Origin of the sequence: Streptomyces sp. NPDC091281, assembly GCF_044757425.1 — a bacterium.
In the GTDB taxonomy this organism is placed as follows: domain Bacteria; phylum Actinomycetota; class Actinomycetes; order Streptomycetales; family Streptomycetaceae; genus Streptomyces.
The window spans coordinates 296,062-312,991 of sequence record NZ_JBIVUY010000009.1 but is presented as its reverse complement, the minus strand read 5'-3'; the positions used below and the strand labels follow the sequence as shown (position 1 = coordinate 312,991).

The following is a 16,930-nucleotide window of genomic DNA, read 5'->3' as shown; positions in this document are numbered from 1 at the left end:
TCCGTTCTCCCTCAGGCGCCGTAGTTGTTGTCGAGCAGTTCGAAGAGTTCGTCGGCGGTGGCGGTGGCCGTGTCGGTCCCGGTGCCGTCCGCCGCGTCGGCACTGTCGGGGCGTGGCCGACGGCTGGTCCAGGTGTGCAGCAGGTCACGCAGGCGGACGCCGATCTCGTCGGCGTCGGCCGTGGCCGGGTCGGCGTGGGCCAGGGCGTCGGCGAGCTGGTCGAGCCGGGTGAGGACGGGCCGCCGGGGTGCGGGCGGTGCGGTCAGCCGTGCGTCGAGGTGGGCGGCGAGCCCGGCGGGCGTGGGGTGGTCGAAGACCGTGGTGGGCGGCAGGTCGACGCCGGTCGCCTCGGCGAGGCGGTTGCGGAAGGTGACGGCGAGCATCGAGTCGAACCCCGCCGCGACGAAGGGGCGTTCGGGGTCGACGTCGGCGGTGCCGGTGTGTCCGAGCAGGGCGGCGGCGTGCGCGAGGACCAGGTCGAGCAGGGTCCGGCGGCGGTCGGTCCCGTCCAGCGGGGCGAGCCGGGCGGTGAGTTCGGCCGCCGGGTCGGTGCCGGGCGGTCCGGTCTCGGGTCGCGGGGCGGTGGCCGCCGCCGGGACGGCGCCGCCGGAGCGGCCCGGCGCGGGCAGCCAGTAGCGGCGGTGCTGGAAGGCGTAGGTCGGCAGCGGGACGTGCGCGCCGGTCGGCGGGGGCAGGACGGCGGCCCAGTCCACGGGAGCGCCGTGCGTCCAGGCCTCGGCGAGCGAGGCGAGGAGGCGGTCGGTTCCGTCGTCGTCGCGGCGTACCGTGCCGACGGCGGCGGCGGTCGCGCCCGCCCGCTCGGCGGTGGCGGTGACGGCGGCGGTCAGCACGGGGTGCGGGCTGACCTCGACGAACAGGTCGTGTCCGGCGGCGAGCAGGCTCTCGGTGGCCTGGGCGAACGCGACCGGTTCGCGGAGGTTGCGGTACCAGTGGCCGGCGTCGAGGGCGGTGCCGTCGACGACCGTGCCGGTGACGGTGGAGTACAGCGGTATGTCCGAGGTCCGCGGCCGGATGCCGGCGAGGACGGTGCGCAGGGTGTCGCCGACGGCGGCGACCTGGGCGGAGTGGGCGGCGTAGTCCACGGGGAGCCGCCGGGCGCGTACGGAGTCGCGGGCGCAGTCGGCGAGGAGCGCGTCGAGCGGTGCGGGCTCGCCCGCGACGACCACGGCCTGCGGACCGTTGACCCCGGCCACCGCGATCCGGCCGTCGTAGGGCAGGAGCAGTTCCCTCGCGCGTTCCTCGGAGGCGGCCAGGGAGACCATGCCGCCTTGGCCCGCGACGGACAGGAGTGCCTTGCTGCGGAGGGCGACGACCCGCGCCGCGTCCTCCAACGACAACGCACCCGCCACACACGCCGCCGCTATCTCCCCCTGCGAATGCCCCACCACCGCATCCGGCACCACCCCCCACGACCGCCACACCTCCGCCAACGACACCATCACCGCGAACAACACCGGCTGCACCACATCCACCCGCTCCAACCCCACCCCCGACCGCAACACCTCCACCACCGACCACCCCACCAACGGCTCCAACACCCGCGCACACTCCCCCAACCGCCCCGCAAACACCGGAGAACACTCCAACAACACACACCCCATCCCCACCCACTGCGCCCCCTGCCCCGGAAACACGAACACCGTGCGGGCCTCGCCCGCGCGGCCGAGGACGGCGCCCGGCGCGGGCGCGCCGTCCCCGAGCGCCGTGAGCGCGCCGAGCAGTTCGTCAGGGGTGGCGCCGGTCACGGCGGCGCGGTGGGGGAACGCGGTCCGGGTGCGGGCGAGCGCGTGGGCCAGGTCCGCCAGGGGTGTGTCCGGCGCGGCCTCGACGTGGGCGCGCAGGCGGCGGGCCTGGGCGCGCAGGGCGGCCGGGGAGGCGGCGGACAGCGGCAGCACCACGGTGGCGCCGGTCGGCGGCGTGTCGCCGGGGGCGTCACCGGCCGTGGGCGCGTCCTCGGCGACGGGGCTGTCCTCGGCGACGGGGCTGTCGTCGGGGGCCTGTTCCAGGACGGCGTGCGCGTTGGTGCCGCTCATGCCGAACGCGGAGACGGCGGCGCGGCGCGGGCGGCCGGTGTCGTCCCAGGGGCGGGCCTCGGTCAGCAGGCGTACCGCGCCCGCCGACCAGTCGACCTTGGTGGTGGGGGTGTCGACGTGGAGGGTGCGTGGCATCAGGCCGTGCCGCAGGGCCATGACCGTCTTGATGACCCCGGCGACGCCCGCGGCGGCCTGGGTGTGTCCGATGTTCGACTTCAATGAGCCGAGCCACAGCGGCCGTCGGGCGGGCCGGTCCTGGCCGTAGACGGCGAGGAGCGCCTGGGCCTCGATCGGGTCGCCGAGGACGGTGCCGGTGCCGTGCGCCTCGACGAGGTCGACGTCGCCGCCGGTCAGTCCCGCGGCGGCGAGCGCCCGCCGCAGCACGCGCTGCTGGGCGGGCCCGCTGGGCGCGGTGAGGCCGTTGCTGGCACCGTCCTGATTGACGGCCGACCCCCGGATGACGGCGAGGACGGGGTGACCGGCGCGGCGGGCGTCCGAGAGCCGTTCGACGACGAGGACGCCGACGCCCTCGCCCCAGCCGGTGCCGTCGGCGTCGTCCGCGAAGGACCGGCAGCGGCCGTCGGGCGAGAGGCCGCGCTGGCGGCTGAACTCGACGAAGGCGTCCGGGGTGGCCATGACGGCGGCGCCGCCGACGAGCGCGAAGGAGCACTCCCCGGTGCGCAGCGCCTGCCCGGCCAGGTGGAGGGCGACCAGCGAGGAGGAGCAGGCGGTCTCGACGGTGACGGCGGGGCCCTCGGTGCCGAGGGTGTACGCCACGCGCCCGGAGGCGACGCTGGTGACCGTGCCGCTCAGCAGGTGGCCCTCGACGTCGTCCGCCGGGTGCCGGGGTCCGGTGCCGTAGCCCTGGCCCGCGACGCCGAGGTAGACGCCGCCCTGGCTGCCGCGCAGCGACGTGGGGTCGAGGCCCGCGCGTTCCAGGGCCTCCCAGGAGGTCTCCAGCAGGAGCCGCTGCTGCGGGTCCATGGCCAGGGCCTCGCGCGGCGAGATCCCGAAGAACTCGGCGTCGAAGTCGCCCGCCCCGTCGAGGAATCCGCCGCCGGTCGTGGAGAAGGTGCCCTCGTGCGCGGGGTCGGGGTCGTAGAGGGCGTCGAGCGGCCAGCCGCGGTCGTCGGGCATCGGTCCGACGGTGTCCCGCTCGCCCGCGACGAGGTCCCACAGGTCCTCGGGGCTGCGGACACCTCCCGGGAAGCGGCAGGCCATCCCGATGACGGCCAGCGGCTCGTCGGCGCGGGCCGGGACGGCGGCGTCCGGGGCCGGTGCGGGCGCGGCGGCGGTCAGCGCGGTGAGGAGGTGCTCGCCGAGGGCGGTGGCCGTGGGGTGGTCGAAGACGGTGGCGGCGGGCAGGGTGAGGCCGGTGGCGGCGGCGAGGCGGTTGCGCAGTTCGACGGCGGTGAGCGAGTCGAAGCCGAGGTCGTGGAAGGGGCGTCCGGCGGTGACGGCGGTCATCGTGTCGTGGCCCAGCACGGCGGCGGCCTCGGTGCGCACGAGGTCGGTGAGCAGGCGTCGGCGCTCGGGGCCGGGCCGGGAGGCGAGCCGCCGCCGCCAGCGGTCGGCGGCGGGTTCCCCGTGCGCCGCGGCCGCCTCGACCGGCTCCGGCGCCGCCTCGGGGATCTCGTCGAACAGGGCGCTGTCCCGCCCGGTCCGGAAGGCGGGGGCGAACCGCGCCCAGTCCATGTTGGCGACGGTGAGGCCGCTGTCGTCCCGCTCCAGGGCCCGCCACAGCGCGTCCAGGGCCGCCTCGGGTGCCATGGGGACCAGGCCGAGGCGGCGCAGTCCGGTGCCGGTGTCGCCCTGGGCCATGCCCGGTCCGGCCCACGGCCCCCAGGCCACGCAGGTCGCGGCGTGGCCCCGCGCCCGCCGCCGGGCGGCGGTGGCGTCGAGGAAGGCGTTGGCCGCCGCGTACGTGGCCTGTCCCGCGCTGCCCCAGACGGCGGAGACCGACGAGAAGAGCACGAAGGCGTCCAGGTCGTCGCCGAGGAGGGCGTCGAGGTGGGCGGTGCCGCGCACCTTGGCCGCGGTCTCCTCGGCGAGCCGGGCGGGGGTGCAGTCGGCGATCCGGGTGGCGGAGGTGACCCCGGCCGCGTGGAAGACGGCCCGTACGGTGTCGCCGTCGGCGGCGAGCCCGGTCAGGAGGTCCGCGAGCGCCGACCGGTCGGCGACGTCGCAGGCGGCGACGGTGACACGGGTGCCCTCGGCGGTGAGGTCGCGCACGAGGGAGTCCGCGCCGGGCGCTTCGGCGCCCCTCCGGCCGGTCAGGACGAGGTGCTCGGCGCCACTCCGGGCGAGGCGGCGGGCCACCTGGGCGCCGAGGCCGCCGAGGCCGCCGGTGACGAGGACGGTGCCGCGCGCCGTCCACGGCCGCGGGCCGTCTCCGGCGGTGGGCCGGTCGGCGGCGGGCGCCGGTTCCCGGACCAGGCGACGGCCGTAAGCGGCGTCGGCGCGGACGGCCACCTGGTCCTCGGCGCGCCCGCCGCCGGGGGCGCGGACGGCCCCGGCCAGGAGGGCGCACAGGCGGCGCAGCGCGGTGCCGTCGGGCAGGGCGGGCAGGTCGGGCAGGTCGACGAGTCCGCCCCAGCGCCGCGGGTGTTCGAGTGCGGCGACCCGGCCCAGTCCCCACACCGGGGCCTGTCCCGGCTGCTCGGGGCCGTCGTCGTCGACGGCGACGGCGCCGGTCGTGACGCACCACAGGGGTGCGTCGGTGCCCGCGTCGCCGAGGGCCTGGACGAGGCGGAGGGTGGCCTCGGGTCCGGCGGCGGGGGCGAGCAGCGACAGCACGCCGGCCGGGTCGGCCGGCAGGCGGGCGGCCAGCGCGGCCCGGTCGGTGTCCTCGGGGACGGCGAGGACGCTCACGTCGGCGCCGTGCGCGGTGAGCGCGGCCCGGCACGCCCCGGTGAGCGGGGCGTCGGCCGCGGCCTCGGCGACGACGAGCAGCCAGGTGCCGGAGAGCCGGACGGGGGCCGGGTCGGGCAGGGCGCGCCAGGTGACGCGGTAGGTCCAGGCGTCGGCCGTGCCGCCGGGGGGCGGTCCGGCCGGGGCGGGGGTGCGGACGGCGCGGGCCGGTGCGGGCCAGTAGCGGCGGTGCTGGAAGGGGTAGGTGGGCAGGTCGGGCGGGAGCGTGTGGGCGGGGACGGCCGTGCTCCAGTCGACGGGCACGCCCCGTACGTGGAGGGCGGCGAGCGCCGCGGTCAGCGACTCGGTCTCGGGCCGCCCGGCGCGCAGCAGGGGCACGGCGCGGCAGTCCTCGTCGGTGCGGCACTCCTCGACGAGGCCGGACAGGCTTCCGGCGGCGCCGAGTTCGAGGCAGGTCGTGACGTTGTCCGCGAGGAGGGTACGGGTCCCGTCGAGGAAGCGGACGGTGGAGCGGACCTGCCGTACCCAGTACTCGGGGTCGCATAGTTCGTCGGCGGTGGCGGGCCTGCCGGTGAGGGCGGAGATCACGGGGATGCGCGGCGGCGCGTACTGCGCGCGGCGCGCCACGGCTCGGAACGCGTCGAGCATGCCGTCCATGTGCGGGGAGTGGAAGGCGTGGCTGACGGCGAGTTCCTTGGTGCGGCGGCCCCGCGCCCGCAGCGTCCCGGCGAGTCGCAGGACGGGGGCGCGGTCGCCGGACAGGACGGTGGAGCGCGGTCCGTTGAGGGCGGCGACGCAGGCACCGTCCGCGTCGGGACCGGCCGCGGCGAGCAGGTCCCGTACCTCGGCCTCGTCGGCTTCGACGGCCACCATGGCGCCGCCGCCGGGCAGGGCGTCCATCAGGCGGCCGCGGGCGGCGACGAGCGCGCAGGCGTCGGCCAGTCCGAGGACGCCCGCCACGTGGGCGGCGGCCAGTTCGCCGACGGAGTGCCCGAGCACCACGTCGGGCCGTACGCCCCAGTGCTCCGTCAGCCGGAACAGCGCCACCTGGAGGGCGAAGAGCGCGGGCTGGGTGTGGGCGGTGCGGTCCAGGAGGGGCGCGTGCTCGCTGCCGGGGGCGGCGGACATGACGGCGCGCAGCGGCGGCACCGGGGGCTCCTGGTCGAGGTGGGGCGCGAGGTGGGTGAGGACGTCGTCGAGGGCGTCGGCGAAGGCCGGTTCGGTGCGGTGGAGTTCCGCGCCCGCACCGGGCCGCTGGCTGCCCTGTCCGGGGAAGAGGAAGGCGGTCCGGCCGGGCGTGTGCGCGTGTCCGGTGCGGACGCGGCCGGAGGAGACGCCGTCGGCCAGCGCGTCCAGGGCGGCGCGGACTGTGTCGGGGTCGTGGCCGAGGACGGCGGCGCGGTGGTCGAGCGTGGCCCGCCGGGTGGCCAGGGCGTGGGCCACGGCCGGGAGTTCGCGGTCGGCGCGGGCGTCGTCGAGGCGGGCGCGCAGCAGGGCGGCCTGGGCGCGCAGGGCGTCGGGGGTGCGGGCGGACAGGAGCAGGGGTACGACGACGGCGGTGCGGGGACGGCCAGACGGCTCGGACGGTTCCGGGGCGTGGTCGGGCGGTGCCTGTTCCACGACGACGTGGGCGTTGGTGCCGCTGATGCCGAACGAGGAGACCCCGGCCCGCCGCGGGCGGCCCGTCCGCGGCCAGGGCGTGGCCTCGGTGAGCAGCCGTACGTCACCGGAGGACCAGTCGATGTGCGGGTTGGGGTCGTCGGCGTGCAGGGTGCCGGGCAGTTCCCCGGCGTCGAGGGCGAGCACCGTCTTCATCAGTCCGGCGACCCCGGCGGCGGCCTGGGTGTGGCCGAGGTTGGACTTGACGGAGCCGAGCCAGAGCGGCCGGGCGGCGGGCCGTCCGGCGTACACGGCCTGGAGCGCCTGGGCCTCGATGGGGTCGCCGAGGCGGGTGCCGGTGCCGTGGGCCTCGACGGCGTCGACGTCGTCGGGGCGCAGCCCGGCGTCGGCGAGGGCGTCCGCGAGGACGCGTTCCTGGGCGGGTCCGCTGGGCGCGGTGAGGCCGTTGCTGGCGCCGTCCTGGTTGACGGCCGACCCCCGGATGAGGGCGAGCACCCGGTGGCCGTTGCGGCGGGCGTCGGAGAGGCGTTCGAGGAGCAGCATCCCGGCGCCCTCGCCCCAGCCGGTGCCGTCGGCTCCGGCTCCGAAGGCCTTGCACCGCCCGTCGCGGGCCAGGCCGCGCTGGCGGCTGAACTCGACGAACAGGCGGGGCGTGCTCATGACGGTGGCGCCGCCCGCGAAGGCCAGTTCGCAGTCGCCGCGCCGCAGCGCCTGGGCGGCGAGGTGCACGGCAACCAGCGAGGAGGAGCAGGCGGTGTCCACGGTGAGGGCGGGTCCGCGCAGTCCGAGGGCGTAGGAGATCCGACCGGACAGCACGCCTGCGGTGCCGCCCGTGAGGAGGTGGCCTTCCGACACCTCGGGGTCGGCGGCGGCGAGCGCCGGGTAGTCCTGGCCGTTGGTGCCGACGAACACGCCCACGGGACGGCCGTGGAGGGCGGCCGGGTCCTGCCCGGCGTGTTCCGCGGCCTCCCAGGCGGTCTCCAGCAGGAGCCGCTGCTGGGGGTCCATGGCGAGTGCTTCGCGCGGCGAGATCCCGAAGAACTCGGCGTCGAACGCGGCGGCGTCGGCGACGAACGCGCCGCGGGTGCAGTAGGTGGTGCCGGTGCGGTCCGGGTCGGGGTCGTAGAGGGCGGCGGTGTCCCAGCCTCGGTCGGCGGGCCAGTCGGTGGTCGCGTCCCGGCCCTCGGCGAGCAGGCGCCACAGGTCGGCGGGGCGCCGTACGCCGCCGGGGAACCGGCAGCCCATGCCGACGACGGCGACGGGGTCCGTCTCGGGGTCGGCGGGGTGCCCGGACCGGGTGCCGGGCGCGGGTGCGCTCGGGGTGCCGAGGCCGTCGGGCGGGTCGAGGCGGCGCAGGAGGTGGGCGGCGAGGAGGGCGGGGGTGGGCCGGTCGAAGAGCGCGGTGGCGGGCAGGCGTACGCCGGTGGCGGCGGTCAGCCGGTTGCGCAGTTCGACGGCGGTCAGGGAGTCGAACCCGAGGTCGGTGAAGGCCCGTTCGGGGTGGACGGCGTGGGGGTCGGGGTGGCGCAGGACGGCCGCCGCGTGGGCGCGCACCAGGTCGGTGACGTACCGCGGGTGGTCGGCGGCGGGGACGTCGGCGAGCCGCCGCCGCAGCGTCCCGTCGGCCTCGGTGGCCTGGTGCGCGCGGTCGCCGTCGTCGTCCGGGCCGGTCAGTTCGGAGAGCAGGGTGGCGGTGTGGCGTCCGGTGGTGCCCGCGAACCGCCGCCAGTCCGCGTCGGCGACGACGACCGTGACGTCGTCCTCGGCGACGGCGCGTCCGACGGCGGTGACGGCGTCCGCGGGGTCCATGGAGGGCAGGCCGCGCTCGCGGAGCCGGTCCGCGACCGCGCGGGCGAGCATGCCTTCCCCGGCGGTCCAGGCGCCCCAGGCGAGGGCGGTGCCGGGCAGCCCGTCGGCCCGGCGGGCGGCGACGAGGGACTCCAGCGCGGCGTTGGCGGCGGCGTAGTTGGCCTGGCCCGCGTTGCCCACGGTGCCCATCAGGGAGGTGAAGACGACGAACGCCGAGAGGGTGAGGGGCGCGGTCGCCTCGTGGAGCACCTGCGCGGCGGTCGCCTTGGCCCGCAGCGGCCCGGCGAGCCGCGCGGGTGTGAGGGTGTCGAGGACGCCGTCGTCGAGGACTCCGGCGGCGTGCACGACGGCGGTCAGCGGCCGGTCCGCGGGCAGGGCGCCGAGCAGGTCGCCCACCTGGCGGGGGTCGGTGACGTCGCAGGCCGCGACGGTCACGGCCGTCCCGGCGTCCTCCAGTTCGGCGCGCAGGGCGTCGGCGCCGGGGGCGTCCGGTCCGCGGCGGCCGACGAGGAGCAGGTGGGCGGCGCCGTGCGCGGCGAGCCGGCGCGCCAGGTGGGCGCCGACGCCGCCGGTGCCGCCGGTGACGAGGACGGTGCCGTCGCCGAACCACCGGTCCGGGACGGCCGCCCCGGTGCGGGGCGGCGCGGGCAGCAGCCGCCGCCCGTGCGCGCCGTCCGCCCGGACCGCGACCTGGTCCTCGTCGGTGACGGAGGCGAGGACCGTGCACAGCAGCCGCAGTGTGCGTTCGTCCGGTCGCGGGGGCAGGTCGGCCGAGCCGCCCCAGCGGTCGGGGTGTTCCAGCGCGGCGCAGCGGCCGAGTGCCGCGACGGCCGCGTGCGCGGGGGCGCCGGGCCGTTCGTCGGCGCCGGGTCGGGCGGCGCCGCGGGTCAGCAGCCACAGCGGGGCGTCGATCCCGGCGTCGCCCAGCGCCTGGACGAGGGCGAGGGTGAGGGCGAGCGCGGCGGGCAGGCCGGGGTGTGCGGGGTGCGGGCGGTGTTCGTCGGCGAGCAGGGAGAGGACTCCGGCGAGGGGCCGCTCCCCGGCGGCGGCGGTGAGCGCCGCGGCGAGCGCGGCGCGGCCGCCCGCGGGGTCGTCGGCGGTGACGACGGTGACGTCGAGGCCGAGTGCGGCCAGACCGGCCACCACGTCGGGGCCGTCGGTGTCGGCGTTCCGGGCGGGGCGGACGGCGAGCCAGTGTCCGGGCGGCGCCTCGGTGGCGGGCCGCAGCCCCAGGGGCCGCCAGCCGACGCGGTGGCGCCAGGAGTCGGCGCGCCGCTGCCGGGTGCGGCGGTCGTGCCAGGCGGTCAGCGCGGGCAGCACCTCGTCGAGGGCGTCCGGGGTGACGTGCAGGGTCTCGGCGAGACGGGCCGGGCGGGCGGTGGCGAGTTCCTCCCAGAGCGCGTCGGCCGCCTCGGGCGCGGCGGCCGTCGGCCGGGGGGCGGGCTGCCAGAACCGTTCGCGCTGGAAGGGGTAGGTGGGCAGTGCGGTGCGGGTGGCGCCGGCGCCGTCGAAGGCGGGTGCCCAGTCGACGGCGACACCCCGCGCGTGGGCCTGCCCGACGGCGAGGAGCAGGTCGCGCGGGCCGCCCCGGTCGCGGCGCAGCGTGCCGAGGACCACGCCGTCGACGCCCGCCTCGGCGAGGGTCTCCTCGACGGCCGGGGCCAGCACCGGATGCGGGCCGATCTCGATGAAGGTGCCGAACCCCTGGGCGGCGAGGGCGCGGACGGCGGGCGCGAAGCCGACGGTGCCGCGGAGGTTGCGGTACCAGTGGCCGCCGTCCATCAGCGAGGTGTCCAGCCAGTCCCCCGTCACGGTGGACAGCAGCGGTGTCCGTCCGGGGACCGGCCTGATCCCCTCCAGTGCCTCGCGCACCTCGTCCTCGACGTCCTCCACGTGGGCGGAGTGGGAGGCGTAGTCCACGTCGACGCGGCGGGCGCGTACGCCGTCGGCCGCGCAGGACGCGAGGAGCGCGTCGAGGGCGTCGGGGTCGCCGGACACCACCACCGAGGCGGGGCCGTTGACGGCGGCCACCGACAGCCGTCCGTCCCAGCGGGCCAGTCGTTTGCGGGCCGCGGCCGTGTCCAGGGCCAGGGAGGCCATCCCGCCCCGTCCGGCGAGCCGGACGAGGGCCCGGCTGCGCAGGGCGACGACGCGCGCGCCGTCCGCCAGGGAGAGCCCTCCGGCGACGACGGCGGCGGCGATCTCCCCCTGGGAGTGGCCGATCACGGCGTCCGGTTCGACGCCGTACTCCCGCCACAGCCGGGCCAGCGACACCATCACCGCGAACAGGACGGGCTGCACGACGTCCACCCGGCGCAGCGCCTCGCCCGAGCGGACCACCTCGGTCAGCGACCAGTCCGTGACGGGTACCAGCGCGTCGTGGCACGCGGCCATCGACGCGGCGAACGGCGGTGAGGCGTCGAGCAGTTCGCGGGCCATCCCGGCCCACTGCGCGCCCTGCCCGGGGAACACGAACACCGTCCCGCCGACCCCGGCGGCCCGGCCCTGCACGACGTACGGTGACGGCTCGTCCGCCGCCAACGCCCTTACGCCCGCCAGGAGTTCCCGGCGGTCGCCCGCCACAACCGCCCGGTACTCGTGCGTGGCCCGCGTCTCGGCCAGGGACAGTCCCACGTCTGCGGCGCGTCCGTCGGCCCCGTACGCCTCGGCGAGCCGTGCGGCCTGCTCCCGCAGCGCCCGCGGGGAGCGGGCGGACAGCAGCCACGGGACCGGCGTGTCCGGGCCGGGCGCCGTGACGGGGTCCGGCTCCGGGACCTGCTCCAGGATCAGGTGCGCGTTGGTCCCGCTGATCCCGAACCCGGAGACCCCGGCCCGCCGGGGCCCGTCGCCCGCCGTCCAGGGCGTGGCCTCGGTGAGCAGGCGCACCTGGCCCGCGTTCCAGTCCACGTACGGGGTCGGCTCGGTGAGGTGCAGGGTGCGGGGCAGCAGTCCGTGCCGCATCGCGAGGACCGTCTTCAGGACGCCGCCGACCCCGGCGGCGGCCTGGGTGTGACCGATGTTGGACTTCAACGAGCCGAGCCACAGCGGGCGTTGCGCGGGCCGGTCCTGGCCGTAGACGGCGAGGAGCGCCTGGGCCTCGATCGGGTCCCCGAGGCGGGTGCCGGTGCCGTGGGCCTCGACCGCGTCGACGTCGTTCGCCGTGAGTCCGGCGTCGGCCAGCGCGGCCCGGATGACCCGCTGCTGGCTGGGCCCGCTGGGCGCGGTGAGGCCGTTGCTGGCGCCGTCCTGGTTGACGGCGGAGCCCCGGATCAGGGCGAGCACCGGGTGACCGTGGCGGCGGGCGTCCGACAGCCGTTCCAGGAGGACGACGCCCACCCCCTCGGCGAGGCCGAACCCGTCGGCGTCGGCGGAGAACGCCTTGCAGCGGCCGTCGGGCGCGAGGGCGCCCTGGCTGCTGAACTCCACGAACATGCCCGGGGTCGGCATCACCGTGGCGCCGCCGGCGAGGGCGAGGGAGCACTCCCCGCCGCGCAGCGCGCGCACCGCGAGGTGCAGGGCGACGAGTGACGAGGAGCACGCGGTGTCGACGGTGACGGCGGCCCCTTCGAGGCCGAGGGCGTAGGCGATGCGGCCGGAGGCGACGCTGCCGGTGGTGCCGGTGAGGAGGTGGCCGTTGCCGTCGGTGGCCTCGTGCAGCCGGGGGCCGTAGTCCATGGTCATCGCGCCGATGTAGACCCCGGTGCTGCTGCCGCGCAGGGTGTGCGGGTCGATCCCGGCGCGTTCGAGGGTCTCCCAGGACGTCTCCAGCAGGAGCCGCTGCTGCGGGTCCATGGCGAGCGCCTCGCGCGGGGAGATGCCGAAGAAGGCGGCGTCGAAACCGGGGGCGTCGTGCAGGAACCCGGCCTCGCGCTGGTAGTGGCGGCCCGGCGCGACGTCCTCGGGGGCGCAGGCGCCGGCGAGGCTCCAGCCGCGGTCGTGGGGGAACGGGGTGACGGCGTCGGTGCCGTCGGCCAGGAGTCGCCAGAGGGCCTCGGGGCTGTCGGCGCCGCCCGGGTAGCGGCAGCCCATGGCGACGATCGCCACCGGGTCGTCGTCCCCGGCGGCCGGGGCCGTGCCCGACGGGTCCGGCCGGTCCGGGCGGGGCCGGGCGGGCGGGTCCTCGCGGGGTGTGCCCGCTGCCAGTTCGTCCCGGAGCGCCTCCGCCAGCCGTCGGGGGGTGGGGTGGTCGAAGACGGCGGTCACCGGGAGGGCCGCGGCGCCGGTGGCGGCGGCGAGGCGGTTGCGGATCTCGACCGCCGTCACGGAGTCCAGGCCGAGCCCGGTGAACGGGGTGTCCGGGTCGACGGGGCGGGGGTCGCCGAGCACGGCGGCGGTCTCCTCGGTGACGAGGCGCAGCAGCCGCTCCCGCGCTCCGGCGGCGGTGAGTCGGGCCAGTTCGTCGCGGAGGGCGGTGCCGGGTTCCTCGGGTCCGGTGCCGCCCGCCGCCTCCCGCAGACCGGCGGGGAGTACGGCGGGGCGGGCGTCGAGCCCTGCGTAGGCGGCCGCGCGGTCCGGGGTGAGGCCGTGGACGTAGGCGTCGCCGAGGGCGGTGAGGAACTGGGCGCGCCCGCCGTGGCCGCGGCGCAGGGTGGCGCCGACGTGCGCGACGACGTCCTGGTGGGCGGCGGTCGCCTGGAGGGCGGTGGTGAGGACCGGGTGGGGGCTGATCTCCAGGAGGACGTGGTGGCCGTCGCGGAGCAGCGCGGCGGTGGCGTCCTGGAAGCGGACGGTCTCGCGCAGGTTGCGGGCCCAGTACCGTGCGTCCAGGGCGGGTTCGGGGAGCAGGTCGCCGGTGTGGCCGGAGTAGTAGGGCAGGGTGGCGGGAAGCGGCCGGACGGCGTCGAGGTCGGCGTGCAGGCGGGGCACGACGGCGTCGATGTGCGGGGAGTGCGCGGCGAGTCCGACGGCGATGGTGCGCGCGTGGACGCCGTCGGCGGTGAGGCGGGCGACGAGTTCGGCGGCGGCGTCGGTGTCTCCCGACACGATGACGGAGCCCGGCCCGTTGACGGCGGCGATCCCGAGCCTCCCGTCGAACTCCGCGAGCTGGGCGGTCACTTGGGTGACGGGGGCCAGGACGGAGACCATGTCGCCGCGGCCGGTGAGGGTGGCCTGGGCCTGGCTCCACCGGGCGACGACGCGGGCGCTGTCGTCGAGGGAGAGCGCGCCGCTGACGGCGGCGGCGGAGATCTCGCCGCAGCTGTGTCCGAGGACGGCCGACGGGTGCACGCCGTGGTCGCGCCAGAGCCCGGCGAGGGCGACGCCGACGGCGAACAGGGCGGGCTGCACGACGTCGGGGCGGTCGGGGGCGGGCGCGCGGTCCGCGGCGCGCAGCACGTCCATGAGGGACCAGTCGACGTGGGGTTCGAGGGCCTGGGCGCAGTCGTCGATCCGGGCCCGGAAGCCGGGTGCGGAGTCGAGGAGTCCGGCGGCCATGCCGGGCCACTGGGAGCCCTGGCCCGGGAAGACGAAGGCGACCGGGGTGTCGGGTCCGCGGGTGCCTTCGGCGAGGCCGGGGGCGGTGCGCCCACGGGCGAGCGCGTCGAGCCGGTCGAGGAACTCGTCGCGTCCGCGGGCCACGACGGCGGCCCGCCGTGCGCGGGGGTCCGGGTCGTGCGCGAGGGCCAGCCCGATGTCCGCGGGACTCCACTCGGGCAGGGCCCGCAGGTGGTCGCGGAGCAGTCGCGCCTGCGCGGCGAGGGAGCCCCTGCTGTCGGCGGACAGCGTCCACAGCAGCGGGGTCCCGCTAGGGCACTCGGGCAGGTTCACGCCATGGCTCCTCAGCACGCGCAGGGGGGATCGGCAGGGGGACCGCGGGCCCCGAGGGAGGGGCCGCGGGCGCGGGTGGTGCGGGTGGGTGGCTCGGAGTGGGGACCTGTCAGTACAGGCCCTCGGGGGCGGTGCTGGCGATCTGGAGCGGACGGACGTCCGCCACTCCGTCGCAGGGCCACTCGGCGTCGAGATGGCGTGCCGCCTGGTCGCGTTCGAGGATGTTGGGCAGGAAGAGGTCGTCGTGCAGGACGGTGAGGCGGACCTGTCCGGTGGCGCCGGGCGCGACGACGGTGCGCCAGTCGTCCTTGCGTACCACGGCCATGGTCACCTGCGGGTAGTTCGGCATGTACGGGAGGGGGCCGCCGCCGTCCGGTACGCCGAGGAAGGCGGCGTTGCCGAAGGTGTTGCCGTAGCTGATGCCGCAGAGTCCGCCGTCGAGGGCGGTGCGGAAGTCCCGGTACATGGCGGTGTTGATCTGGGTGCCGCTGAGGCGGGCCCCGGCGAGCGCGGCGACGTGCTGGGGGGCGCGTCCGCACAGGGCGGAGAAGAGGGCGGGGGTGGTGTTGAGGTAGTCGACGCGGTGCCCGTCGAGGATGTCGGTGATCTGGTCCAGGAGGTGGGCGGTGTAGCGCTCGACGTCGGCGGGGCGGCCCTCGCGGATGAGGCGCTTGACCCAGCGGGGGTCCATGTCGATGGCGTAGACGAGGCCCGCGTGCAGGTCGGCGACCTCCCAGGCGCCGTGCCCGATGAGGTGGGGTCCGGTGGGGGTGGCCTGGAGCCATCGGCGGCCGGGCCGGAACCCTTCGTGGACGAAGGACCAGCGGCGCCAGACGGCGCGGTGGTGGAGCATCGCGGGGGTGTAGTGGACGCGGCAGGGGGTGCCGGTGGTGCCGCCGGTGTCCCAGACGCGGCCGGTGAGCGGCCGGGGCACGGTGCGGGGCACCAGGTCGGCCGGGTCGACGGCGCGCAGGTCGGCGAGCGGGAACGGGCCGAACGCGGTGAGCTGCGCGTAGCGGGTGATGTCGTACGGGTCGAAGTCGAGGTGTGCGCGGCGGCTCAGCCAGTAGGGGCTGCCGGTCCCGGGGTGGAAGGTGCGCCGCACGATCGTGCGGGTCCATCCGTCGAGATCGGTGTCGAGCCATTTCGCGACGAGTAAGTCGGGGTCGGTCGCGTCGTTTCCGTCCGCTCCCGCCCGGCGCCCGGCTCCTCCCATATCAGCGGTCCCGCGCTGCGGAATCGCCCGGGGAAAGGCGGATTCCGAGATCGTAGGCGGTGCTGACGGCGAGCCGTATGTGTTCGGGTTTCTCCACATGAACGACCGGGAAGGGAATGTCGAGCATTCCTTCGGGAATCGCGGGGCCCATGACGAGGCCGAGTCGCACGTCGCGGCTCCGCATTCCCTCGTAGATGTCGACGAGGCTGATCGGGTCGGTGGAGTTCCGTTCGAACATGTCCCGCACCTCGTCGGCTGTTTTCAGCTCGCCGCGTTCCAGACAGGAGAGCAGCGGAATGCGGGGGGCGGTGAACGGCATCGTCGCGAGGTGCGGCGTGATGAAGTCGCGGAAGGGGCGGCGCAGCGGGGAGTGCACGGCGATGGTCCGGCCGGGCAGCGGCACGACGGAGCCGGGCGCCGCCTCGGCGGCCAGCCGCTCGACCGCGGCGCGGTGTCCGGCGAGCATCAGGATGCGCCGGGAGCCGTCCGCCAGGGGGCCGAAGTCACCGGCGAGGTGAAGGCCGGGGACCCCGTGCCAGGGCGGTGGCGCCTGCGCCTCGGCGGCCTCCACGAACGCGAGGGCCATGCCCTCCTCCGGTGCGTCGGGCGGGGGTTCGGGGGCGTCGGCCGTCCGGGCCAGCAGGGTGAACAGCGACCGGCGGTCGAGGGCGCCGGCGAGGCAGCTCGCCGTCATGGCGCCCAGGCTGAGCCCGCCGACGACGTCCGGGCGCAGGCCCGCCTCGGCGAGGAGGTCGTGCACGGCGACGGCCAGCGCCGTCTCCCGTATGGTGCCCGCGCTCTGCCGGCGTTCCCTGCCCTCGGGCAGTTCGCCGCGCAGGATCTGTTCGGCCGTCAGGCCGGTCCAGCCGGATATCTCCTCGTAGAGTTCCCGCACCAGCGGCGACGCCTCGTACAGTTCCGTCCCGTGCGGTTCGGTCCCGACGCCGCCACCGAAAAGATACCCCAGGGGCATTCTTACTCCTGTCACCCTTCAGGAGGTTCCTTTCCGCACGGGAACAGACTCGATGCCGAGCCCGAACCGCCGGTGGAGATCTCCCCCGCTTCGACAAAAGAAGTTCACGACTTTCCACAGCACGATGCGCGGGGCCCGTCGGGGCCGACGCCCCGGACTGTGTCCCGTTAAATCAAAGATTTGAGGAAAAGCAGTAATGACCCTAGCACCCGACACGAGCGAACAGAATGGCACCTTTCCGATCCAGCCATTCGGCGAACGCATCCCCCGCACCGGAAAAGGAACCAAACAAGCCAGCGCCCGACACCCCGTCCTCCACAGCCGTCACTCGCCCGCACCGGCCCCCTCGGCGAACGATCCGCCGACGTGCTCCTCCGCACCGAAAGCCCTCCCGTCACCCCTCAACCGGATTCGGCCTGCCCCCGCGAGAGCACCCGACGGAAGACGTGACCGAATGTCATCAGACGGACACCCAACGAGAGGGGGGCGGCCGGGCCGATATCGAGCGGAACCGCACGACGGAGAGGACCGCCCCGCCCGGCCCGGTGAAGCCCCCGGCCGTCACCGGCGCCTCGATTGAAGCCCAAGTCCCCTATGTACGGCCGCCGTTGACCGGACCGG

The 16,930-nt window shown here is 76.7% G+C and carries 3 protein-coding genes; all 3 read right to left on the bottom strand.

Features of this window, described 5'->3' with window-relative positions; translation table 11 throughout:
* Positions 1-11: 11 nt before the first annotated feature.
* Positions 12-14,120, bottom strand: coding sequence for a type I polyketide synthase (locus ACIQPQ_RS24355; protein ID WP_401307063.1), 14,109 nt, complete (start codon positions 14,118-14,120; stop codon positions 12-14).
* A 109-nt stretch (positions 14,121-14,229) separates the two neighbouring features.
* Positions 14,230-15,336: an arylcarboxylate reductase gene (locus tag ACIQPQ_RS24350; protein WP_401307060.1), complete on the bottom strand. Its 1,107-nt coding sequence runs from the start codon at positions 15,334-15,336 to the stop codon at positions 14,230-14,232.
* Between the two features lies 1 nt (position 15,337).
* Positions 15,338-16,309: an ACP S-malonyltransferase gene (locus tag ACIQPQ_RS24345; protein WP_401307057.1), complete on the bottom strand. Its 972-nt coding sequence runs from the start codon at positions 16,307-16,309 to the stop codon at positions 15,338-15,340.
* Positions 16,310-16,930: the final 621 nt, after the last annotated feature.